The sequence below is a fragment of the Psychrobacter sp. Ps6 genome (assembly GCF_022129235.1).
In the GTDB taxonomy this organism is placed as follows: Bacteria; Pseudomonadota; Gammaproteobacteria; order Pseudomonadales; family Moraxellaceae; genus Psychrobacter.
Map to the genome: position 1 here is coordinate 1 of NZ_JADQAI010000092.1, position 1,891 is coordinate 1,891.

At 42.5% G+C, this 1,891-nt stretch carries 1 protein-coding gene; it reads right to left on the bottom strand.

Annotated features, from left to right (window positions below):
- Positions 1-35: 35 nt before the first annotated feature.
- On the bottom strand, positions 36-1,891 hold a 1,856-nt coding region (locus I3255_RS13985; protein ID WP_238039356.1), incomplete at its 5' end, for a DUF6701 domain-containing protein.

The window sequence follows — 1,891 nt, forward strand, 5'->3', positions numbered from 1 at the left end:
CCTAGTATAACGAGATCTCAATTTTGTGCTGAACTTTATTGATAGTTACTTGATGTAACTCCCGCTTCAGCACGATAAATAATGCGCTTATTTCCCTGATACACACCAAATGTCACTATCGCAGATGGATCCTCATCGCCCTGTTTTCGCCAGTTATAAGAGAGCCATGGCTGATAAGTATATGTACCACGACATGAAATACCGTTTCCCTTTGGTTCAGTTGAATTTGACAATCGTTGCCAAAAACGTACCTGCTGCTTAAACGGCTTAAGAACAGGAACATCAGGATACGCTACTAACTTTTCATTGCTTGCAACGCCTTGGTCGACATTACCTAAACCGGACGTGCTTGGAGAATTTCCTTTATCAGGTTGAGGATACAAAATCTGACGGCAGTAATTTCGACCATCAAAATGTGAGCCTGAGTCATCGGCATTGGTTTCAAAAGCAGCGCCATTCCAATACTCAACACGAAGTGGAATGGCTACCGGGCCTCGAATATCGCCAGCGGCATCTTGGAGCACCATGCGGCCATAACGCATTGGATTGGTATTACCTAGCCGTAATTCCGTCATTTTAGATAAATCAGGATCTGAACACCCGTCATTAGGATTGCAAAGCTCTGGCGTCAGTCGACGAGGATCTTGAACTGGACGTCCTGCATTTGGGTTAGTGATGGTTAGCCATAATTGCCATGAGTTATATGGTCCATCCGGTGTTGTGACTTTATCAAGTGCCTGAAACCCCTGACGAGCAAAAGTAACGTCTGATTGATAACTCATATAGGAATGATGATTTTCACCATTGTGAGACCATGTCTGCGGTAATGGCTGCTGAAGTAACAATCGCTCTTCACTGTTACTCCCACTATTTTTAATATCAAAAGCAAATTTAGCCGTTAACTTTGGCGCAAACTTATCATAATTGCCGACGGCTTTTCCCTGTCGATTAAAAGCATTCACCACCCAATGTACTGGGAATGGTTGTCCCATATAAGTAAAGGATCCCATTGCTGGTGTCAGTTCATTATGAGTAAAGCCGAAAAAGGCTGGATAAATTCGCCCTGCAGATCGATACCCTGGGTTAATCGGCATACCTAAATAATCACTTTGACCGCTGGCTTTAAGAGGCACACTGCCAACTTCTGACCATGTCAGACGATAATTTAAATAATCATTACCCGTATGATTATTGGCCTGTAAATTCCCAGACAATTGGCCATATTCCCCTCCAACCGGAGAAACTGGCTGTTTTTCATTAAGAGAGATATTTACATTTAACCTTGGCGCATCCGATTTAAAGAAATTAGGTGTAATGGCTGCATTACATAAATTATATGCTGTTGTTGAAACAGGAGCTGACTCAGAGCCACCTGGCTGCCATACAACAGGCCTTACATGCAAATAAAAATAATCTCCGGCAGCTACTAAAGGTTGACCGTCCAGTGCCGTTCCATCGATGTTCTTACCTTGCGCTGGACAAATTGCAAAAGTCCAAGGACGGGAGTTGATAGTCATCGAGCCTTTAAGACCGTCAGGTAATAATCGCTTCAACTCTTGAGCTTGTCGGGTTTTTCCATCCGTTAATAGACACGACTCTGTCGTACAATTAGGATCAGTAACATTCCAAATTAAACTACCCGCATCGCTGTATTGTAAAGTTAGAGGCTCACTCTCACCTTTGTTAAACCTAATAGTGGCAGAAGTAGTAAACTGAGAATTATCACGTAAAATATTAACGGCAACATTACCCGTTTTAGGACTTTGGTATTGTGTTGAGAAATTTAATGTTTTCTCACCATCGTACATTGAGATTGGTTTTTCTTTTCCTTTGACTGGACAAGCAACGGCGGTAATAGTAGCGCTAAAAGGTTTACCCGCAATGATATTGG